The sequence below is a fragment of the Formosa sp. Hel1_31_208 genome (assembly GCF_900104785.1).
GTDB lineage: Bacteria > Bacteroidota > Bacteroidia > Flavobacteriales > Flavobacteriaceae > Psychroserpens.
Window position 1 is genome coordinate 2928093 of record NZ_LT629733.1, and the last position, 17087, is coordinate 2945179.

13 protein-coding genes are annotated in these 17087 nt (G+C 35.9%); 6 read left to right on the plus strand and 7 right to left on the minus strand.

Annotated features, from left to right (window positions below):
• Window positions 1–16: 16 nt before the first annotated feature.
• From nosZ to BLT57_RS13245, 3 genes are read right to left on the minus strand one after another with little or no spacing between them, the layout of a single operon-like run.
• Complete coding sequence (nosZ, locus tag BLT57_RS13235) at window positions 17–1987, minus strand: Sec-dependent nitrous-oxide reductase (protein ID WP_091426342.1); 1971 nt, start codon at window positions 1985–1987, stop codon at window positions 17–19.
• Between the two features lie 25 nt (window positions 1988–2012).
• Window positions 2013–2588, minus strand: a complete 576-nt coding sequence (locus BLT57_RS13240; protein ID WP_091426343.1) for a fasciclin domain-containing protein — start codon at window positions 2586–2588, stop codon at window positions 2013–2015.
• A 17-nt stretch (window positions 2589–2605) separates the two neighbouring features.
• Window positions 2606–3106 (minus strand): c-type cytochrome, encoded by a 501-nt coding sequence (locus BLT57_RS13245; RefSeq protein WP_091426345.1) that lies wholly within the window; start codon window positions 3104–3106, stop codon window positions 2606–2608.
• Between the two features lie 199 nt (window positions 3107–3305).
• Between BLT57_RS13245 and BLT57_RS13250 the strand changes: the two genes are divergently transcribed.
• Together BLT57_RS13250 and BLT57_RS13255 are read left to right on the plus strand one after the other, a co-directional pair.
• Window positions 3306–6509 (plus strand): hypothetical protein, encoded by a 3204-nt coding sequence (locus tag BLT57_RS13250; protein WP_091426347.1) that lies wholly within the window; start codon window positions 3306–3308, stop codon window positions 6507–6509.
• Between the two features lie 21 nt (window positions 6510–6530).
• A complete protein-coding gene (locus tag BLT57_RS13255) occupies window positions 6531–8483 on the plus strand; it encodes an alpha/beta fold hydrolase (protein ID WP_091426349.1) in 1953 nt (650 codons plus the stop codon).
• A gap of 71 nt (window positions 8484–8554) precedes the next feature.
• Here the strand turns inward: BLT57_RS13255 and BLT57_RS13260 are convergent, their stop codons facing one another.
• Entirely contained in the window at window positions 8555–9376 is an 822-nt protein-coding gene (locus BLT57_RS13260; RefSeq protein WP_091426351.1) for a universal stress protein, read from the minus strand.
• A gap of 84 nt (window positions 9377–9460) precedes the next feature.
• Entirely contained in the window at window positions 9461–10825 is a 1365-nt protein-coding gene (gene hemN / locus BLT57_RS13265) for an oxygen-independent coproporphyrinogen III oxidase (RefSeq protein ID WP_091426353.1), read from the minus strand.
• 283 nt (window positions 10826–11108) lie between these two features.
• On the opposite strand from hemN, the gene BLT57_RS13270 reads away from it, so the two are divergent.
• Both BLT57_RS13270 and BLT57_RS13275 read left to right on the plus strand, forming a co-directional pair.
• The gene (locus tag BLT57_RS13270; RefSeq protein ID WP_091426355.1) at window positions 11109–11735 is read left to right on the plus strand and encodes a superoxide dismutase family protein; all 627 of its coding nucleotides are present in this window, start codon (window positions 11109–11111) and stop codon (window positions 11733–11735) included.
• Between the two features lie 165 nt (window positions 11736–11900).
• On the plus strand, window positions 11901–13088 hold the full coding sequence (locus tag BLT57_RS13275) for an LETM1-related biofilm-associated protein (protein ID WP_091426357.1): 1188 nt from the start codon (window positions 11901–11903) through the stop codon (window positions 13086–13088).
• A gap of 1 nt (window position 13089) precedes the next feature.
• Here BLT57_RS13275 and BLT57_RS13280 read toward each other — a convergent pair whose 3' ends face one another.
• Complete coding sequence (locus BLT57_RS13280; protein WP_091426359.1) at window positions 13090–14694, minus strand: lipocalin-like domain-containing protein; 1605 nt, start codon at window positions 14692–14694, stop codon at window positions 13090–13092.
• A 150-nt stretch (window positions 14695–14844) separates the two neighbouring features.
• On the opposite strand from BLT57_RS13280, the gene BLT57_RS13285 reads away from it, so the two are divergent.
• Window positions 14845–15864 carry a hypothetical protein gene (locus BLT57_RS13285; RefSeq protein ID WP_091426360.1) on the plus strand — a complete coding sequence of 340 codons (1020 nt, stop codon included), beginning with the start codon at window positions 14845–14847 and terminating at the stop codon, window positions 15862–15864.
• Window positions 15865–15871: 7 nt separating this feature from the next.
• Complete coding sequence (locus BLT57_RS13290; protein WP_091426362.1) at window positions 15872–16312, plus strand: J domain-containing protein; 441 nt, start codon at window positions 15872–15874, stop codon at window positions 16310–16312.
• Here the strand turns inward: BLT57_RS13290 and BLT57_RS13295 are convergent.
• Window positions 16309–17064 (minus strand): LytTR family DNA-binding domain-containing protein, encoded by a 756-nt coding sequence (locus BLT57_RS13295; protein ID WP_091426363.1) that lies wholly within the window; start codon window positions 17062–17064, stop codon window positions 16309–16311. The two genes, BLT57_RS13290 and BLT57_RS13295, sit on opposite strands and share 4 nt — an antisense overlap.
• Window positions 17065–17087 lie beyond the last annotated feature (23 nt).

The window sequence follows — 17087 nt, forward strand, 5'->3', positions numbered from 1 at the left end:
AATTTCCCTAAATTCTTTACTCAATATCTTCTCCAAGAGACCATTTTAATGGCGTATTAGCATTTGCTGCAGAGACTCTCACATAACCTTGCATTTCTTGATGCAATGCAGAACAGAAATCTGTACAATAGAATGGCCATACTCCAACTTGTTTAGGTTCCCAGACAGATGTCTTTGTTTGCCCTGGCATAATTAATATCTCTGAGGTATTTTGGCCTATCATCGCAAAACCATGTGGTACATCAAAATCTTGCTCCAAGTTTGTGATATGAAAATATACTTTATCTCCAACCTTCACACCTTCAATATTATCTGGTGAGAAATGACTTCTAATGGTAGTCATGTATATATGAACTTCATTACCATTTCTTACCACCTTGGTATCATCATCAGATTTAGCAGCATAAGGATGCTTGTTTTCTTCTAAACTGTAGATTTTCTGAGAACGTTCTTTAATAATATCCGCGCGCATAGCGGCAGCATAGTGAGGCTCTCCATGCGTTGGAAAGTCTAAAAGTAATTCCATTTTATCTCCAGATATATCATACAATTGAGCACTATGCTCTAACTCAGGACCTGTTGGTAAGTAACGATCTTTCGTAATTTTATTCATCGCAAACATATACTTACCTTGAGGTTTTCCAGAGTTTCCTCCGGGAATGGTTAAGTGGCCTACAGAATAAAACGTAGATTGTCTGTCTAATACTTCCCATGTGCCTAGTTTCCATTTTACAACTTCAGACGAAATAAAGAAGGTCGTATAAGCATTCCCTTTACCGTCAAATTCTGTATGCAGTGGTCCTAATCCAGCTTGTTCAACGACACCAGCTAATACATCTTCAAAATTTAAGATTGGAATACCATAAGCATCTCCTGCAAATTTTTCATTGTCAATAGCATCTATCATTCTTGTAAATGAATGTACAGTTAAGTTTGCAGATAATTTTCCGTTACCAACAATATATTCTCCAGAAGGATCTACATCACAACCATGTGGTGATTTAGGTGTTGGTAAGAAATATACTGCTCCAGGAACTTCTGACGGATTAACAACACGTACTTCTTTTATCATAGTAGATGTGGCCGTATGTGTATCCTCATCATAAACGTTATGCGCATAATTAGCTGGCATCATTTTACCACCACCATTATTTACATATGCTTCAATTTTTTTCCAGTTTATAGCTGCGATAAAATCTTTATCATTCTGTGATGCGTTAACCTCTAGAAGCGTACTTGCTTCTTCAGTATTATAGGTAGAAAAGAAGAACCAACCATGAGAAGCACCACGCCCTGGATGCGCTAAATCGTAGTTAAAACCTGGCATGAGCACTTGAAATTTTATTTCCATAGCTCCAGTTTCTGGTGCAACACTAATAAAAGATAAAGCTCCTTGAAAATTACCTTTGTAATCTTTAATTGGCATATCGCGTTGCGGAATTGGTACAGAAAAACGTGTACCTGCAACAACGTACTCTGTGTTTTCTGTTACAAATGATGAACTGTGATTACCTGCACTGTTAGGTACTTCAATAATTTCTGTAGTTTCAAAAGTTTTCAAGTCGATCTTCGCAATTCTTGGTGTGTTGTTTTCATTTATAAAGATAAAACGTCCATCAATTTCCCCATTAGTTTGGGAAATGTCTGGGTGGTGAGAATCTCCCCAAGGAATAAATCCGTGAGACGTATTCAGCATTGGTTTTGTCTCTTCGGAATAACCATATCCAGAAGTTGGAAACTGTGAGAATACAGGAATCTCTTTAAACATTCTTCCTGATGGTAATCCATAAACAGTTAAATTACCACTATAACCTCCAGAGATAAACGCATAAAATTCATCATGCTCTCCGGGCGCAACGTATACTTTTTCAGCAGCATTACTCGAAAGTGCTCCAGAATTACTCTCTGATGTTTTTGAATCATTACAGCTCGTAAATGCAGCATATACAAATACAAGCGCAATAGTTATTTTTAATATATTCTTCATATTCTTATAAATTTAATTAGTGTTTTTAATCTTCAGTTGGCGGCAATAGTACTTTATCAATAACATGCACAATTCCATTTCCTGCTTTTACGCTCCCCAATATTTTTGCACCGCCAATCATAGGTTCTCCATTAATTACCTCGATTTTAACATATTGATTATTGGCTTGTCCAAGTTTTTTAAATTTCTTTAAAAAGTCTTTAGAGTAATTACCTGGAGTTACATGATACTTCAAGATATTAGCTAAGGCATCTTTATTCTCGGGTTTCAGTAAATTTTCAACTGTTCCCTCAGGTAAGGCAGCAAAAGCCTCATTAGTTGGCGCAAAGACCATTAAAGGTCCTGCATTAACTAAAACATTTTCAAGATCTGCGGCTTTTACAGCTGCAACCAATGTAGTATGATCTTTAGAACCAATTGCAATACTTAGAACAGTTGTGCTTTTATCATCTTTAATAAAAGCTTGTCCTGCTTTTTTATTTGATGTGGTTTCAGTCTCTGAAACTGTTGAGTCCATTGAAGCTTCTTTGTCTTCATTTTTACATGAGAGCATTATAGCTATCACTGCAAAAACAAGACATAGTTTTTTGGTTGTTTTCATAATATCGTGTTATAGTGTTAAAGTGTTCTGAAATATTCTAATACTGATCTAGCCTCTTGTTCCGTTAGGTTTTGATTAGCCATTGGCGAACCATTAAACTCAATTAATAATTCTCTTGCTAAGGGATCATTTTTAACCATTTCCTCAGGGTTTAAAATCATATTCATGACCCATTCTGGTGATCTACGATCAAAAATATCTGTAGGTGGTGGACCAATAAATTTTTTGTCTGGTCTATGGCAAGCAGTGCACATTTTTTTAAATACTTCTGCACCTTCAGCTACCATGTTTTGATCTATTTCTTCATCTAAAGTCAAAGATGTAATTGGACCAACACCTTTATTGGCTAAGTCAACTCTTTGAGATGCTTTTATAGTCGTCTCTTTAGGCGTTTCCTTTTTAACAACTGCCTCTTTTTTCCCATAAGAAATAGGTTCTTTTTTCTTTTCTTCTTTGCCCCCACAACTTAACAGCAGTGTTACAAATAATACAGTCATTAGTTTTAGTGTTTGTTTCATTTTGATTTAGTTTATTTTACAATATTAGTCACTCAATAGTAGAATTCATATGATAATTATCATATTTCGGACAATTTTATCCTATTTAAAATTATACTCTTTTATTACTGCCATTGTGTTAAATCTTTTCTAAGTTGAGTTCGTAATATAGCAACAGTGCAACTTTTCCTTATCTTTAAAGCAACTAAACCAAACCACTATGAAAAAATGTATGCTTTTGATGCTTTTTATGGCATCCCTCTCTCTCGTTGCTCAAGATATTTCTCCTGATTTATTAAAAAACATGACGCCACGAAATATTGGCCCAGGAGGTATGTCTGGACGCGTTACATCAATTGATGCTGTTCATTCCAATCCTGATATCATGTATGTTGGAACAGCTTCTGGAGGTTTATGGAAAAGTGAATCAGGAGGTATTACTTGGACCCCTATCTTTGATAATCAAGTCACAGCTTCCATTGGAGCAGTAGCCATTCAGCAATCAAATCCTAGTGTTATTTGGGTAGGTACAGGTGAAGGCAACCCAAGAAATAGTTTGAATGGTGGTTACGGCATTTTCAAATCATTAGATGGTGGAAAAAGCTGGAAAGCTATGGGATTAGAAAAAACACGTCATATTCATCGTGTCATAATAGATCCTACCAATCCAGATGTTGTTTATGTAGCGGCAATAGGGTCTCCTTGGGGAGAACATCCTGAGCGTGGCGTTTTTAAAACGACAGATGGCGGTAAAACATGGAATAAAATCTTATTTGCAAACAATAAAACAGGTGCATCCGATTTGGTGATGGATCCTTCAAACCCCAATAAGCTAATTGCTGCCATGTGGGAACATAAACGCGATCCTTGGTTTTTTAATTCTGGCGGTGAGGGTTCTGGTTTACATATTACCCATGACGGCGGAAACACCTGGAAAAAAATCACAGAGAAAGAAGGTTTTCCAAAAGGAAACCTCGGTCGTATAGGCGTCGCTATTGCACCTAACAAACCAAATATAGTTTATGCACTTGTTGAAGCAAAGAAAAATGCACTCTACAAAAGTGAAGACGGTGGGTTTAGCTGGTCAATGATCAATAATAAAAGTGATATCGGTAATCGACCTTTCTATTATTCTGAAATTTATGTCGATCCTCAAAATGAAAATCGCGTCTACTCCGTATTTACTTATATCAATGTATCTGAAGATGGCGGTAAAAATTTCACACAACTCATGCCTGCCTATGGGGTGAGTAACGGCGTGCATCCCGATCATCACGCTTGGTGGATTCATCCTGAAGATGGCAGTTTTATGATTGATGGTAATGATGGTGGTATGAATATCACAAAAGATGGCGGAAAATCATGGCGTTTCATTGGTAACCTTCCTGTCGCACAATTCTATCACATCAATGTTGATAATGAAATCCCATATAATGTGTACGGAGGAATGCAAGATAATGGATCTTGGAGAGGTCCAGCTTATGTATGGAGAGATCAAGGTATTCGCAATAGCTATTGGCAGGAAATTAGTTTTGGTGACGGATTCGATGTGGTTCCAGATCCAGACAATTCAAGATATGGCTGGTCAATGAGTCAGCAAGGGTATGTGAGTCGCTATGATTGGCAAACTGGAAATAACTATTCCGTAAGACCAACACATCCTGATCCTAATGTGAACTTACGCTTCAATTGGAATGCTGCTATCAATATTGACCCTTTTGATACGAGTACATTGTACTTCGGAAGTCAGTTTGTACATAAATCTACCAATAAAGGTGATACTTGGAGTGTCATTTCGCCAGATCTCACTACAAACGATCCAGAAAAACAAAAACAATCGGAAAGTGGTGGTTTAACCATGGATGCCACAGGAGCCGAGAATCATACCACAATTTTAGTCATCGAGCCTTCTCCTCTTGAACGGAATATGCTATGGGTTGGTACAGACGACGGAAAAGTACATTATACCACAAATGGTGGCGATTCATGGAATGACGTGACCAAAAACATTAAAGGTTTACCCGCAGGAAGTTGGGTTGCTCAAATTAAAGCATCAAATAAAAACAAAGGAGAAGCACTATTAATCGCTAACGATTATAGACGTTTCAATTACACACCTTATGCCTATCGTACAAAAGATTATGGTAAAACATGGGAACGTATAGTAGATGGAAATGACGTAGCGAGTTATACGCTTTCGATAATAGAAGATCCAGTAGAATCAAACTTACTCTTTTTAGGTACTGATGACGGACTTTATATCTCCTTCAATGCTGGAAACACCTGGTCGAAATGGACTAAGGGTTTCCCTACCGTATCTGTAAAAGATCTTGTTATTCACCCAAGAGAGCATGATTTAATTATTGGGACTTTTGGGCGTGCTGCTTGGGTCTTGGACGATATTCGTCCGCTAAGAACATTAGCTAAAAATAAACAAGTGATCAATCAAAAATTAGAATTATTTGATCCTCCAACAGCATATCAAGCGGCATACCAGCAACCAACAGGAAGCCGTTTTGGGGCTGATGCCATGTATCACGGTGAAAACAGAGGCTATGGTGCACAATTCTCTTATTTTATTAAAGTAGTTGACAAGCCTAAAGTTACCGAAGACAAGAAAGAGGACTCAGAAGATGCTGCTCCTGATGACAAAGAAAACAAAGTGAAATGGGACTCTATTCATTTCAAAATTTATGATGGCGACCGCCTAATTCGCAGCTTAAAGCGTAAAACTCCAGATTCTACAGGACTTTACAAATGGAGTTGGTTTATGGATGAAGCAGGTGTAGACTATCCATCAAAACGCATCAGAAAACGTACAAGAGAACCAGGAGGGGTTTCGGTAAAACCCGGAACTTACAAAGCCATTATGAGTTATGGAGATCAAACTTCAGAAGCGATGATTAAAGTTGAACTAGACCCTCGAGTAAAAGTGTCACTTGCCAATATCAATCAAGTGTATGATGCATACAAAGGTCTAGAGAACATGCAACAAACTTCAGCCGATGCCGTAAAACAATTGATAGAAAGTAAAACTATTGCAAAAGACTACCAGTCCCTACTTCAAAAACTGGATAAGATAACGTACAAAGAAAATATTAAAGCCTCTAAGGAGATTGTAAAGCAAATTGATAGTATCGTAGACAAATTCCTAGGGAAAGAAGATAAGCGACAAGGTATCACCAGAAATCCTGAGGTCACTGTTATGCAACGCTTAGGCTTAGCTAGAAGTTATGTTGGATCGCGACAAAATGGAATTACCTCAACCGAAACGACGCTCATTAAAAATGCTCGGGAGGCCTTAGAAAACATACTTAGTGAAACCAATACCTTCTTTCAGGATGCTTGGGTACCATACCGTTCAAAAATGGAGCAGTTACAACCAAATCCATTTAAAGAGGTAAAGACGTTTAAATTAGATTAACAACACACTAAAACAATCAATATGAAAACAAAACTTTTAGGATTATGCATCGCCATTCTAATGGTTTCTTGTAAAAAAGACACCAAGGATAACGCAATGGCAGAAAGAGAGATTCAACAGTATACTATAGAGCAGTTTATGGACAACGAATCTGTTGGTGGTGGAAGCTTCTCTGCTGATAATAGTAATTTATTAGTATCGAGTAACCGCTCTGGTATTTATAACGTCTATACTATTCCTGCAATGGGAGGAGAAATGACTGCAATCACACAATCGGATAGCACTTCCATATTCGCAAGCTCTTACTTTCCAAATGACAACAGAATGTTATTAAATGCCGATGGAAACGGTGACGAAATTGACCATTTATTTGTTAGAGAATTGGACGGTAGTATCAAGGATATTACGCCTGAAGTTGGAGCTAAATCTTCATTTTACGGTTGGTCTAAAGACAAGCAAAGTTTATATTTTGGTTCAAACAAACGCGATCCAAGATATTTTGACGTTTATAAAATGTCCATCTCAGATTATACGTCTGAAATGCTCTACCAAAATAACGACGGACTAGATTTTGGAGGTATGAGTGATGATGAAAACTTTTTTGCACTATCAAAAAATCTAAACACTAATGATAGTGATTTATTTCTTTATGATGTTGCTGGAAATGATATGATAAAGATCAATTCCAATCAAAGCGCTAATTCTGCTCAGGATTTTTCTAATGATAATGCGATGTTTTACTATACCACTGATGATGGTAGTGAATTTTCTTATTTAATGGCATACAATCTTGATACCAAAACAAAAACAAAGATTGTGGAACGCTCATGGGATGTTAATGGTGCTGGTTTCACAGCCAATGATAGCTATATGGTTGTATATGTTAATGACGATGGAAAAAATGTTATTGAAGTATTAGAGACCGAAACAATGACGCCAATTGAATTACCCGATTTTGGTGATAAGAGTATTACAAGTGTTGGTTTTAGTGAAGACGAGACCTGGATGCGTATGTATGTAGGAGGCTCTAATTCACCTTCAGATTTATACACGTATAATTTCATAACCAAAGCACAGCATAAGCTCACCAACGTACTTAATGACGATATTAATAGTGATGATTTAGTAACAGCAAAAGTGATCCGTTTTAAATCTTTTGATGGCACTGTAATACCTGCTATATATTACTTGCCAAAGCAAGCTTCCGAAGCGAATAAAGTTCCAGCTATGGTTTGGGTGCATGGTGGTCCAGGTGGACAATCACGTCAAGGTTTTAATCCGTTAATTCAATATATGGTAAATCATGGTTATGCGGTTTTAGCAGTAAACAATCGTGGAAGTAGCGGCTATGGTAAAACATTCTATCAGATGGATGACAAAAACCACGGTGAAAAAGACCTACAAGATTGTGTTGAAGGCAAAAACTGGTTGGCTCGTCAAAATGAAATAAATGGTGAGAAAATAGGTATTATTGGTGGCTCTTATGGTGGTTATATGACTATGGCAGCTTTAACCTATACACCAGAAGAATTTGATGTAGGTGTAAATCTATTTGGAGTTACCAATTGGCTTCGTACCTTAAAAAGTATTCCACCTTATTGGGAATCGTTTAGAGAATCGCTCTATTTAGAATTGGGTGATCCTTATTCGGCAGATTCAACACGTTTAAGACGTATTTCACCATTGTTCCATACAGAAAAGGTGACTAAGCCTTTAATTGTACTGCAAGGTGCTCAGGACCCAAGAGTATTGCAAGTAGAATCTGATGAAATTGTGGCTGGGGTTAAAAAAAATAATGTTCCTGTAGATTATGTCTTATTTGAAGATGAAGGTCATGGTTTTGTAAAGAAAGAAAATCAAATTGAAGCCTACAGTCGAATATTAAAATTCCTAGATGTGCATTTGAAAAATGAAAATGCACCAATTGATGGTGAAACACCTTCTACCGAAATTGAAGCAGAAGAGTCTAATTAATTCAAAGTAGCATATAAAACAAAAAAGCTTGGGCATACCGCTCAAGCTTTTTTGTTTTATGTGCTAGTGATTTAAATTTTAAAAGTAATTACCGGAAGAGTTGAATGATTAGCAACATCTTCAGAGACACTACCTGCAAAGAAATGTGCAAGCCCCTTTCTTCCGTGTGTTGGAACGGCAATAAGATCTGCTCCTATTAAATTTGCTGCATTTAGAATTCCTTTCTCTATGCTATAATCTGCGATATAATGTATATCATTTATTTTATCTAAATTTCCATTAGCCGTTTTTAAAAAGTCTGCGACTGTCGCATCAATTTCCGAAGAACTTCTAAAGCCTTCTCCAGGAACATTGACATGTATTAATTTTAGATTATCAAATAACTGGCGTGCTTTTAAATAGGGCTCTACCATTTCTTTAGAAAAGTCACTCGCAAAGGCTACAGTATTAAACTCTAATTTAGTTGGTTTTTGCTTCACTACTAATACGGGTAACTCAGAATGACGTACCACTTTTTCAGTATTTGAACCTACAAAAATCTCAGAGAGTCCGCTTGATCCATGCGATCCCATAACAATCATATCGGCTGCATGCTCATCTGCGACTTCTGCAACTTCGCTAAACACTTTAAAATGCTTAACTATTGGGGTTACATCAACACCTTCCAAATAGTCTTTTGATAAAAACTCATCAAACTTCCGTTCTGCGAGTTTTAAGAAAAACACCATTTTTTCATTCAACTCATTATTAGAGTCTGTGACACGGCCTTTATCAATTTCTAACATATGTAGGACGAGTAATTCTGCGTTGTTTCGTTTTGCTAGAATGGCTGCAGTTTCCAGAGCATACTCAGAGTATTCTGAAAAATCTATAGGTACAATTATCTTTTTCATAATTTTTTGGATTTTTTTGGTTAAGTCTGTTAAAAATACAAGTTTTGACTAAGTATCAAAACTATTTCAGACATTATATACGAATTAAATGGTCATTGAAAATAATCTTGTACTCGGTTGTTTACGTTGTAACAACACATCAAATGCCATACAGACATTACGAACAAAGGGGTGACCTTTTTCTGTAACCTTCAATCCCTCTTTGTAAAATTCAACTAATCCATCGGCTTCCATTTCTCTCAAATGAAAGACAATATCTTTAAGTTGATCTATTTTTAGTGAAGTGTCACTCCAGAACGTTTCAAAATGACACATTAAATTCAGGATATGTTGTCTTACAATAAGGTCTTCAGTGTTTAGAATATGACCTCTATACACTGGAATAATCCCTTGATTTACCAAATGATAGTATTCTTCTATACCTTTCACATTTTGCCCAAATCCGTACCAGCTATCACTAATAGATGACACCCCTAAACCAATCATGGCTTGTGTTTTGGATGCGGTATAACCCATAAAATTTCTGTGTAAGGTATTGTTTTGCATCGCATGGTATAGCGAATCCGTTTGGAGCGCAAAATGATCCATTCCAATCTCGACATACCCTGCTTCACTCAACATTGCTTTACCTAATTCATACTGTTCACGTTTTAAAATTCCTGTAGGCACATCTTCATCTTTATATCCACGTTGGCCATTACCTTTTAACCATGGCACATGAGCATAACTATAAAAAGCAATACGATCTGGCATTAAAGTCTTAGTCAACTCTATGGTTTTGGCGACATGGGCTTTGGTTTGAAATGGCAATCCAAATATAATATCATGACCTACAGAGGTATAACCAATAGCTCTAGCTGCTAAAGTAACTTCCTGAACTTTACTAAATGGTTGAACGCGATGAATTGCTTTTTGAACGGTATCATTATAATCCTGAACGCCAAAACTCACACGTCTAAACCCTAAATTATAAAGTGTTTGTAAATGCTCACGAGTTGTATTATTAGGATGTCCTTCAAAACTAAATTCATGCTGCTCGGTAAGATTCGCTTTTCTAAGAATGCCTTTAATCAAGAACTCTAAATTTTCCGAGGAAAAAAATGTTGGGGTACCTCCACCGAGGTGAAGTTCCTTAATATTTGGCCTACCCTTGAGCAGATCACAATATAAATTCCATTCTTTTAAGACCGCTTTAATGTATGGTAACTCTACATCGTGGCGTTTAGTGATGCGTTTATTACAACCACAAAAAGTGCACATTTGCTCACAAAATGGCAAATGAATATAGAGGCTAATCCCTTCGGAAGCATTGCTTTCATTAAAAGATTTTGATAATGAAGCTTTCCACTGCTTTAGTGAAAAGGTGTCATTATTCCAATATGGAACCGTTGGATAACTGGTATAACGCGGTCCTGCCACATTATATTTATTGACTAATGAATTGCACATACCTTAACAATTTGCATCAAAAATACAGGCATTAGTTTATATAAAATATGACATTAATCATGTCTTGACAACTTTAGAAACTCATTCTTTTTTACTGAAAACTGATTCTTTAAAAATTACACAAGGACATACAACTACAATAAATTCTAAATATTTTATGCGTGAGATTGCGAATTCGAAATTATAGCGCAAACAAATTTGACATATTTATAGCGTAATTATTTTTTATCGTTTTAAATTAATGATTATCTTTCAAGTTCATAACACTTAAACACAAAAACTAATGAAACGTTCCATTTTTTATATTACAATCTTAGCCTTATGCTTAAGTATATCGTGTAAATCTGATAAAAAAGACGAGGCCACAGAAGCCGTTACCGAAGTAGAAGCTGAAGTTGAAGAAACACCAACGACAACAGAAAAAACAACTAAAGAACGACCAGATTATTTTGATGAAAAGAAAATGGTTACAGTCACTTTAGATCCAAAAAGCAATAGTGGTGTTAGTGGTAACGTCATATTTTCTCAAGAAGCAGGGGTTGTGACAATGATGGCTAGACTTAGTGGCTTAACTCCTGGTGAGCATGCGATTCACATTCATGAAACGGCAGATTGTTCTTCTGATGACGGTAAATCTTCTGGTGGTCACTGGAATCCAACCGGACAACCACACGGAAAATGGGGAGATGTCGCTGGATACCACAAAGGTGATATTGGTAATTTTACTGCTAATGCTGAAGGAAAAGCTCAAATCACTAAAGTGACCGATGAATGGTGTATTGGATGCGGCGATGCAACCAAAGATATTTTAGGTAAAGCCATTATTGTACATCAAGGTGTAGATGATTTTAAGTCACAACCCTCGGGAGCTGCTGGTACTCGCGTAAGTTGCGGTGGTATTATTGAATAAGATAAATAAAAACAATATTATAAAAAGCACCAAACAAAAGTTTGGTGCTTTCTTATGATATAACATCTCGCTTTTAATTAAGGTATCATTTGAAGTTGGTTAATCAATTATATTATCCAATAATACCCAGAAAAAATTAACTTTGTAGGGTCTAAAAACAAAGTCATGAACCCATCTACCAATGGTTGGATAGAAAAACTATGCTCTCAAATTTCTAAAAAAGGAATTCCTTTTGAGAATTACCAAGAGCTATATGATAGCCTTAAAGACTATGGCTTTATTTATGGTGTGAACGTTGGCATCACTAAAACTATTGAGAAAATACATCGCTATTCTGAAGACGAATTGGCTAAAATCAATTTGATTACTGGCTTGTATATCATTTACCAATTTCAGAGGCCTGATAATAAAACTACAGAGTTTACCAGTGAATTACTAAACTTCTATAAAACCCTAGAGGTTGCAGATTTATCACTATGGGATCGATTAGTCATTGGTAAAAGTGACATGACACTTTTAGAACGCTTAATTCATGATCGTGTGAAGATTGACGATAATCTACTCACAAGAAATTTCAATAAGTCTATAACGAACTCTCTTCTTTTTGTTGATGTATTAACCTTTGAGAAATATCTCAAGGAAAACATTGACCCGAAGTCTTACGCCGCAAATTTGGAGAGTATTATTATTGGAACCTTATATCAATCGCTAAATTCTAAAAGTAAAATTACCGACTACGACAAAGAGATTATTGATCTTATTGAAGCATCCACGTCTTTTATTGAAGAAGAGGCCAGTGTTATTGAAGATTTGATTTTTGATATCGATTACAATATTGAAGATCACGAAAAGAAATATCTTATCGATCTGATGTGCTTATCCATTTGGGATGATGAGATTTTAGAAAAATCTGAATATCAATTTTTAAAGCAATTGGCGAAACAGTTAGAGATTGATATTTCTGAAGTTCATGATTCTATTTTTTGTGTAGCAAACTTTCACTCAGATCACAAAAAAGAAGTGATGTTGTTTCAACAAACAAATCCGATTACAAACTTTTATGAGAACTCCTCTCAATTGGTTAATAAATTGATAAGACGAAACAGTAAGCGATTGGTCAAAGAGTTAAGACAAAGTAAGGACTTGATGTTACTCATCAGTAAATCGACACATTCCGACCTGAGTAAAGAGGAACAAAAACAGATGCAAGGGCAATTACTTGATATTTTGAAATCCATACCGAGCTTGGCAATTTTCATGTTGCCAGGAGGTGCTATTCTCCTTCCCATTTTTGCAAAATTAATTCCCAATTTACTGCCATCCTCTTTTGATGACAATCGTATAGAAAAATAATCTACAGTTTTACAAACCTAACATTAAACGTACCTATTGACGCTTCAATTGCAAGAATATATACTCCAGATTCGAGAGTTGTTGTTGAAATATCTAAAAATTGGAGCTTATCAATTTCCGACGTTTTAATAAGGCTCCCTTTCATATCGATTATAGTGTAAGATCCAATTATAGGCTGCCCAATGTTTACGGTCAGCACATCCTTTACAGGGTTTGGATAGGTTTTAATTTGGTTAATATTGAGATCATTTAATGATAAGGTCGCTAGTGTTGCCACCGGACTTAGCGTAGCAGTGCTTAAAACACCATCTATTGAACGCGCTGTAATCCGAAACCAAACATCATCGCCATCAGATAATGGTGGGTTTTCCCATAAATATGAAGGACTCGTTAAATTGGTGGCAACGGTATTAAAGGTATTAAGGATGTCATCACTGTATTCAATGTCATAAAAAACTGGTCTACCATCGTCTGGATTATCAAGTTCCCAAGTAATTGGAAAGGATGGATCATAGATACCAGAAATTGGTGAACTGAATGTGATTTCAGGCGCATTATAATCATGTAAGAGTTCAGCAAAACCAACACCTGTGACCGCTATACCATTTACTGTTCCTGTGATAGATGTTGCTCCTTCATAAAATCGAAACGGTAAGAGCACTTCTGTATTATCGTGCAAAGTAGAAATAGTCAAATCTAGATTATTTACAACAGATGTAAGTCGCCATTGCTTCGAATAACAGCGTTCACCATCTGGCATGCAGTTAAATGCCAAGCGCTCTATTTGAAAATCACTATTTGTATATTGTGTGTTTTCATCGACATATGCAGACAATATTCTGTACTGATCTGTATTAGGAACTAAGCCATTTTCTGTAAAGATGTTCCATAAATTGATATCGATACCATTAGATAATTGCATACTAAACCATTCGTATTTTTCTCCTGTTAAGGGATTAAAATTTCCATATTGTCTATCTATCCATGCGGTTCCAATAACGGTTTCGGTATTCCCGTTAAAGGTTAAAGACCCTGTAACGGCATTCATCGTTTGCGAGAAATAATAAGTGTAATTAGTGGCACCTTGATCTAAAAGTCCATCATCCCCAAGAATTAAAGGTCGTTTCAAAGTTTCAAATTCGATATCTAATCCTGCATTGGTTGTCGCTGCAAACAATTCATACTCAAAAGGAATAGGTATATTATCTATATCTTCTTTATTTCGCCAGGACTCTACACCAGCAAAAAGCACAGTGGCTTCGATATCAAAACTAGTTGTAGATAGTGTTGTATAATTTAATGGTTTAACATCTTGAAGAAATGTTCCAGTATCATCATCTGTTATATTCAAAATTCTAAAACCGTCAAATCCCGACTGTGGATAATGAAAAAAGGTATACATGAAGCTATAGCTTTTACCTGTCGTTTGGCCAATAACATGGCCTGCTGAATACCACCATTCAATCGGTTCAGCACTGTGACGCCCTTCATCTGTTGGAAACGCAATTTGACCACTAGGGTTATAAGGATATGTTTTCCATTCTTGGGCAAATGCAACATAACTAATAATCCAAAACAGAATAGCCAGATTAATTTTAAGCTTCATAATTAAAACATTTATAGGGTAAGCTAAAGATTAGAATATCGTGGAACAAATATTTCAGCTAATGAGCACGTTTTAGAGTTTTAGTGTAAAAGACGTAACTTTAAGTATCAAAATGCGTCTCATAGTTGAAATTAAAACCTTAAGATAGAAATGATAAAACATGCTCTTTTAAAGCAACAGCTCATTGCCTTTTTAATTCCCATAGCACTTTTATTAACATTAGTATTACTTCTTAATTCTAGTACCTTTTCAACCTATCAAAGTCGCCTTTCTAACCTTATTACTATTGATTTTATCATTACGATTCCGTTGATCTATTTTCTACTCATCAGAAAAACAAACATCTCAAAACTCACCATTGCTCCCTTTCTTATTTTATGTGTGGTTATTGCTTCATATACCATTCCTCCAGCAAATCAAGACCTATTGAGCTTGTTAAAAACTTGGTTAGTCCCCATAGTTGAGTTAAGTGTTTTGACATTCATCATACTCAAGGTTAGGAAAGCCATAACGCGTTATAAAAAAGCAACAAAGACGCATCAAGATTTTTATACTATTCTTGTAGACACTTGTAAGTCGATATTTCCTAAAAAAGTGGCTAGATTAGCAGCTAATGAAATTGCATTGATTTATTATGGATTTTTCAATTTTAAAAAAACGATTCTAAAGCCTAATGAGTTCTCAAATTATAAAGGATCTGGAATCTTATCCACGCTCGGTGCCATTATTTTTGTCGTGGCAATTGAAATGGTATCGGTTCATGTCCTTACCGCAAAGTGGAGTGCAACTTTAGCTTGGATACTTACCATTTTGAGCTTTTACTCAGCACTTCAGCTTATAGGTATTATTAGATCTGTACCGAAACGACCACTTGTGATTAATGAAGACCACTTAATCCTACGCTTTGGAATTTTAAGCGAAACCATTGTGCCTATGAGTGCAATTGAAACCCTACAAATTGCCAGCGCATCCGACTTCAATAAAGACAAAGGGACAAAAACCTTATCACTTTTAGGCGAGCTAGAGCACAGTAATATTGTCATCTGTCTTAAAACACCTCAGCAGTTACAATTTCTCTATGGAAAACCTAAGACCTATAGCAAATTATTACTTTTTGTAGATGACAATCAAGGTTTTAAAACAACGATAGAAACACTGCTTACAAATTAATTAGACGATGAAATTACAAAACTACTACCAACTTCTTAATATTAAGAGATCAGCAGATTTGGACGCAATAAAAAAAGCATTTCGTACAGAAATAGCTTTATATCATCCTGATAAAAACACATCTGAAGGCGCCCGAATTCGTTTTGATTTGTTAATTGAAGGATTTGATATACTCTCTAACCCAAAAAAGCGTGAAGCTTACGATAACATGCTAGGCAATGTAGAAACAAATAAACCAGTCCTCATTGAGCCTAAAGCCGAAGAACAATACAAGGAATGGAAGAAAGAATCTAAGAAAAAATCAGACACTTATTGGTTAAAAGATTTGAGTGACCTATTGCTCCTCGATTTGTTTCTTGATGTTGGATTATCTAGTTTGTTTTCTGGGACAGATGACTTACTCGACGGACTTGGAGATTCACTAGGCGATATTTTTGATGTGTTCTAAGCGAGCCAACTCTTGAAGTCTTTCACCCGTTCTCGTGCCACAATCACTTCTTGCTCATTGAAAGTATTTAGCTTTATCTGTAATCTTGAATTGGTATAACTTACCATATCTTTAATTCCGTTTATATTGACAAAGAACTTTCGGCTAATGCGAAAAAACTTATGAGGTTCAAGTTCATCTTCTAGTTGCTCTAAAGTGGTATCTAATAAATAATTTCTGCCTTCCGAAGTAAAGGCATATGTCCCTTTATTCTCACTGTAGAAACACTCGATATCATCTATATTTACAAGTTTTAAATGCTGTCCAACTTTCACAGAAAAGCGTTTTTTGTACTCACGTTCTATAGGATTAACCAGTAGTTTTTTAATATCATTAAAATCCAAAGTCACCGTTTGCTGTTTAGGCAAACGCTCTTTATACTTCGATACAGCGATTTGCAAATCATCTTCATCAATTGGCTTTAATAGATAATCAATACTGTTGAGTTTAAAAGCCTGTAAGGCATATTCATCATAGGCTGTTGTGAAAATCACTGCCGAATTGATCTCAATAGTTTCAAAGATTTCAAATGAGAGTCCGTCACTTAATTGTATATCTAAAAAGATCAGTTCTGGATGCTCATTATTTTGAAACCAATCAATAGATTCCTCTACGGAATGCAACATGGTTTGTGCTTCCATGTCTAATTCGGACAGCATACGTTGGAGTCGTCTTGCTGATGGTTTTTCGTCTTCTATAATGATTACATTCATGGCTATACATTTATTTTATTACT

Excerpts from the sequence above, each read along its gene's own strand:
- nosZ (WP_091426342.1), bottom strand. The coding sequence starts at position 1,987 with ATGAAGAATATATTAAAAATAACTATTGCGCTTGTATTTGTATATGCT.
- BLT57_RS13270 (WP_091426355.1), top strand. The coding sequence starts at position 11,109 with ATGAAACGTTCCATTTTTTATATTACAATCTTAGCCTTATGCTTAAGT.
- hemN (WP_091426353.1), bottom strand. The coding sequence starts at position 10,825 with ATGTGCAATTCATTAGTCAATAAATATAATGTGGCAGGACCGCGTTAT.
- BLT57_RS13260 (WP_091426351.1), bottom strand. The coding sequence starts at position 9,376 with ATGAAAAAGATAATTGTACCTATAGATTTTTCAGAATACTCTGAGTAT.
- BLT57_RS13275 (WP_091426357.1), top strand. The coding sequence starts at position 11,901 with ATGAACCCATCTACCAATGGTTGGATAGAAAAACTATGCTCTCAAATT.
- BLT57_RS13240 (WP_091426343.1), bottom strand. The coding sequence starts at position 2,588 with ATGAAAACAACCAAAAAACTATGTCTTGTTTTTGCAGTGATAGCTATA.
- BLT57_RS13290 (WP_091426362.1), top strand. The coding sequence starts at position 15,872 with ATGAAATTACAAAACTACTACCAACTTCTTAATATTAAGAGATCAGCA.
- BLT57_RS13255 (WP_091426349.1), top strand. The coding sequence starts at position 6,531 with ATGAAAACAAAACTTTTAGGATTATGCATCGCCATTCTAATGGTTTCT.
- BLT57_RS13250 (WP_091426347.1), top strand. The coding sequence starts at position 3,306 with ATGAAAAAATGTATGCTTTTGATGCTTTTTATGGCATCCCTCTCTCTC.
- BLT57_RS13295 (WP_091426363.1), bottom strand. The coding sequence starts at position 17,064 with ATGAATGTAATCATTATAGAAGACGAAAAACCATCAGCAAGACGACTC.
- BLT57_RS13285 (WP_091426360.1), top strand. The coding sequence starts at position 14,845 with ATGATAAAACATGCTCTTTTAAAGCAACAGCTCATTGCCTTTTTAATT.
- BLT57_RS13280 (WP_091426359.1), bottom strand. The coding sequence starts at position 14,694 with ATGAAGCTTAAAATTAATCTGGCTATTCTGTTTTGGATTATTAGTTAT.
- BLT57_RS13245 (WP_091426345.1), bottom strand. The coding sequence starts at position 3,106 with ATGAAACAAACACTAAAACTAATGACTGTATTATTTGTAACACTGCTG.